This window comes from Ferroglobus sp., assembly GCF_015521575.1.
GTDB lineage: Archaea > Halobacteriota > Archaeoglobi > Archaeoglobales > Archaeoglobaceae > Ferroglobus.
Genome location: NZ_WANY01000129.1, coordinates 1 through 3,636, shown reverse-complemented (window position 1 = coordinate 3,636; position 3,636 = coordinate 1). Strand labels below are relative to the sequence as shown.

Below are 3,636 nucleotides of genomic sequence, written 5' to 3'. Positions count from 1 at the left end.
GTCTCTTTATCATCCTTCAAGTATTCAAGCATGTCGTAGAAGTCCACGTTAAGCCTGTTCCCCAACCCGACGATCTTGCTAAAGCCTATTCCCTCCCTCATAGAGTAAGGAGCAATTAAATGACAAACTCCTCCGCTCTGACTTACAAGAGCTATATCCCCTTTCTTCAAAAAACTTAAAGCTGGAGTAAAGCTCGCGTTTAAATCCGCTTTTAAGTTCACCATCCCAAACGTGTTCGGACCTATAACCACAGCATTATAGCTCTCAACGAGTTCTCTCAATCTTTTATGTAACTCCTCCCCATCGGCTATCTCAGCCTCCCTGAAACCAGCAGATATTATCACGAAAGCTCTGCAACCTATCTCAAGCAGCTCTTTCACGCTATCGTATATCGCATCCCTTGGCACCGCAAGAATAGCCAAGTCCGGAGTTTCAGGCAGATCTTTAATGCTCTTATAAGCCCTCACTCCGAGTATCTCATCGTAGTTGGGATTTACAGCGTATATTTTTCCCTTGAACGTTTTTACAAGACTGCTCAATGCATGAAATCCCATTTTTTTCGGATTTTTTGTTGCTCCAATTACTGCGACGCTTTTCGGGTAAAACAGCCTCTGGAAGTTTTCGATTTTCATTGGTGAAAGTTTTGAAAGGAAGATATAAAGTTTTGTCTCGATGTTTCGTTAACCTTCAAGCATTTCCTCAACTACCTCCAACAGCACAATTGCGTTGTTGTACTTCGGACTTCTGGCTGAGTAAAGCAAAGTCACTTTCTTCTTTTTTTGATTATTTCGATATAACCTTTCCAAAGTTTCTCTATTCCTTTCCAACTCCCCCTCTGTATCTTCTTCTGAATTCCTCCCACTTGGAAGTATCGTGGGAAAACCACTTTCTCAATTCGTAAACTCTCTTTATTCTCACCTCAAACGAAGACTCCATTTTACCACCCAAGATTTTTTATCTCGAAAGTCTATCATCTCCTTAAACATTTTCAAGGTCAACGGCAACTGGACAACATTTTTATAGCGAATCTGCTAACAACTCCTGATCACGCTAATGGAGGAGAGAAAATGAAGTCGATGTACGCTTTCATAAGAGAAGCTTGGAAGAGACCTTGGGAAGGTTACGTAGGTAAGCTGATGTGGGAAAGATTGCAGAAGTGGAGAAGGGAGCCGGCAGTGGTAAGAATAGAAAGACCAACGAGACTGGACAGAGCGAGGGCTTTAGGCTACAAAGCGAAGAAGGGAGTAATCGTTGTCAGAGTTAGGATCAGAAGGGGGGGAAGAAGGGCTACAAGACCCAACAAGGGTAGAAAGACGAAGAACCTAATGGTGAACAGGAAAACTCCGAAGAAGAGCTTGCAGTGGATAGCCGAAGAAAGAGCTGCAAGGAAGTTCCCGAACTGCGAAGTCGTGAACTCCTACTGGGTAGGAGAAGACGGAAGGTACAAGTGGTTCGAGGTAATCCTAATTGACAGAAGTCACCCGGCAATATTGTCGGATCCCGAACTTTCAAGGATAGCCAAGCAGAGGGGTAGGGTTTTCCGTGGTTTAACTTCAGCGGGAAGAAAATCGAGAGGTCTTAGAAGGAAGGGAAGAGGGGCTGAAAAGGTAAGACCGAGCCTTAGAGCAAACTTCAGAAAGGAGAAGGATGAGTAAGCGAACTTGGAAAGTTGAGAGAATCACAGTCTCGGCGATAGTCCACTCAACCGAGGATAAGGAAAAAGTTGGTGAAGCGATTTCCACCCTTTTTCCTTTTGAATTCGAAATTTTTGTTTCAGAAGCTAAAGGACATTACGGAAATCCGATAAAGTTTTTAGAAGTTCCCGTAGAGGATAGAAGGAAAATAAAAGAGTTCTGGAACTATTTCATCGAAAAACTCGAAGACCGGGATTTGCTTTTGAATTTGGTTGAGGACATCGTCGACGAATTCGGGGTTTTGCACATAAGGGTAGACAAACAAAAAGCCTACCAAGGAAAGCTCGAATTAGCCTATGGAGGGGACTGCATAGCTGTAAAGGTTAAATTAGTTACCTACCCCTCAAAAAGAGAGAAGTTCGTAGCTGCCGCAAAGGAGTTGATCGAAAAGGGGCTATGATGGATTTTCTTCGATTCGAGCCAGAGTACTTGCTTGAAGGCTTTGACGACTGCGTTGTTTTCGGAGAGACTGAAAAGTACATCCAAGGCTGTATGATCTACGCCACTTCAACCAAGGAGCTGACTTCGAAGCTCAGAAAGTACTCCGGGTTCATAGGGGTGCTGAGTCCGAAAGTTGAGGTAAACAGGTTGGCTGTAATGAGAAAGAAAGTGTTCGTACTTCTGGATTCAATTGAAAGGGAGCTGGACTACACAACCGTGAAGCTGGCAGCAGAGAAGGATGTCGCGATAGAAGTTTGCTTTGCAAAATATTTGAAGGTGTCCGGAGTTAAAAGAAGTCAGCTCTTCGAGAGAGACAGACTTCTCTTTAAAATCATTGAAAAGTTCGACGCTCCTTTCGTTCTTACGAGCGGAGCTGAAGATTTCTACGAGATGAGGACAAAAAAACAGATATACGACTTCTTTCAAACTCTTGGAGCAAATGTCAAGAGAGCAGAAGAATGGATGAAAAGGTTAGAGAGAATTTTAAAGGATGAAAAGTTCATAATGGACGGATTTGAGGAGTTATGAAAGGTTTGCCTCCAGCTTTAAAGGAGAAAAAGAGGTACATAGCCATGAAATTTATCGCTGACAGAGAAATCAGCAAAGAAGAGCTTTACGAAAAGTTGAAAGAGTACCTACTCGAACTTTACGGCGAGTTTGGTTACGCCAACTTTAGGATAATTCAGTTTAAAGATAATAAAGGAATTATTTCCGTAAAGCTTAGGGACTTGGAAAAAACTAAAAATGCAATCACGCTGATAAGTGATGTTAATGGAACGAAAGTCGTTCCCTTAATATTGGGGGTTAGCGGGACGATAAGATCCTGCAGAAAGAAGTACTTAGGAGGTGATTGAATGCATCTTCCGCAGATGGGATACGATAGAGCCATAACGGTATTCAGCCCGGACGGTAGACTGTTTCAGGTTGAATACGCAAGAGAGGCTGTTAAAAGAGGAGCGACGGCAATAGGTGTAAAGACGAAGGAGGGTGTGGTGCTTTTAGCAGACAGAAGAGTGGCAAGCAGGTTGCTTGAATCAGACACGATAGAGAAGATATACAAGATAGACGAGCACATTTGCGCAGCAACTTCTGGCTTGGTTGCTGATGCGAGAGTTTTGATAGATAGAGCGAGGATAGAGGCGCAGATTAACAGATTGACTTATGACGAACCTATAAGTGTTAAAGAGCTTGCGAAAAGAATCTGCGACTTCAAACAGCAATACACCCAGTACGGAGGAGTAAGACCCTTCGGAGTTTCGCTCCTCTTAGCCGGAGTCGACGATAAGCCAAGGTTGTATGAGACAGATCCGAGCGGAGCAATGCTTGAATACAAGGCCGCTGCCATAGGTTCGGGGAGGAACGTTGTCATGGAGTACTTCGAAAAGGAGTACAAGGACGACATGGGGCTCGATGAAGCCATAATTCACGGACTCATAGCCATGAAGAAGGCTATTGAAGCTGATTTAACTCCTGAAGGAATCGAAATAGGTATTGTTAGGGT

Annotated in this window: 7 protein-coding genes; 5 read left to right on the top strand and 2 right to left on the bottom strand. The window is 43.5% G+C overall.

Features of this window, described 5'->3' with window-relative positions:
• A partial coding sequence (locus F7C14_RS05300) for a CoA-binding protein (protein WP_290900590.1) occupies window positions 1-632 on the bottom strand: 632 nt, incomplete at its 3' end.
• 181 nt (window positions 633-813) lie between these two features.
• Entirely contained in the window at window positions 814-936 is a 123-nt protein-coding gene (locus F7C14_RS05295; RefSeq protein WP_290900588.1) for a hypothetical protein, read from the bottom strand.
• 131 nt (window positions 937-1,067) lie between these two features.
• On the opposite strand from F7C14_RS05295, the gene F7C14_RS05290 reads away from it, so the two are divergent.
• The 5 genes from F7C14_RS05290 to psmA all read left to right on the top strand — a co-directional run.
• The gene (locus F7C14_RS05290) at window positions 1,068-1,655 is read left to right on the top strand and encodes a 50S ribosomal protein L15e (protein WP_290900585.1); all 588 of its coding nucleotides are present in this window, start codon (window positions 1,068-1,070) and stop codon (window positions 1,653-1,655) included.
• On the top strand, window positions 1,648-2,094 hold the full coding sequence (locus F7C14_RS05285) for an RNA-binding domain-containing protein (RefSeq protein ID WP_290900583.1): 447 nt from the start codon (window positions 1,648-1,650) through the stop codon (window positions 2,092-2,094). Before F7C14_RS05290 ends, F7C14_RS05285 begins: the two co-directional genes overlap by 8 nt.
• Window positions 2,094-2,663, top strand: a complete 570-nt coding sequence (locus F7C14_RS05280; protein ID WP_290900581.1) for an RNase P subunit p30 family protein — start codon at window positions 2,094-2,096, stop codon at window positions 2,661-2,663. The genes F7C14_RS05285 and F7C14_RS05280 overlap by 1 nt, the downstream gene beginning before the upstream one ends.
• The gene (locus F7C14_RS05275; protein ID WP_290900579.1) at window positions 2,660-2,989 is read left to right on the top strand and encodes an Rpp14/Pop5 family protein; all 330 of its coding nucleotides are present in this window, start codon (window positions 2,660-2,662) and stop codon (window positions 2,987-2,989) included. Before F7C14_RS05280 ends, F7C14_RS05275 begins: the two co-directional genes overlap by 4 nt.
• On the top strand, window positions 2,990-3,636 hold a 647-nt coding region (gene psmA / locus F7C14_RS05270; RefSeq protein WP_290900577.1), incomplete at its 3' end, for an archaeal proteasome endopeptidase complex subunit alpha.